Annotated in this window: 1 protein-coding gene; it reads left to right on the top strand. The window is 68.1% G+C overall.

Features of this window, described 5'->3' with window-relative positions; genetic code table 11:
- Positions 1-226 (top strand): cadherin-like domain-containing protein (locus ACGTNF_RS04305; RefSeq protein WP_394600584.1); only part of this gene is annotated, 226 nt, incomplete at both ends.

Genomic DNA, 226 nt, shown 5'->3' with positions numbered 1-226 from the left:
GCCAAGGGCACGGTGACCTACAACGGTGACGGCACCTTCACCTACCAGGCCAATGCCGGCGCCGAAGGCGCCGACAGCTTCAGCTACACCATCACCGATGCCGACGGCGACACCAGCACCGCCACGGTGTCCCTCACCGTGGAGGCCGACAGCGAGCCGCAGCTCCAGATCGACACGGATCCGGATGCCGAGGGCGTTCAAGCCGGGCCCGACAGCGTGTCCGAGG

It is taken from the genome of Halomonas sp. B23F22_10, from assembly GCF_043496975.1.
In the GTDB taxonomy this organism is placed as follows: domain Bacteria; phylum Pseudomonadota; class Gammaproteobacteria; order Pseudomonadales; family Halomonadaceae; genus Halomonas; species Halomonas smyrnensis.
Note: the sequence above shows the minus strand (reverse complement) of the source record. Positions and strands in the feature narration are given on the sequence as shown.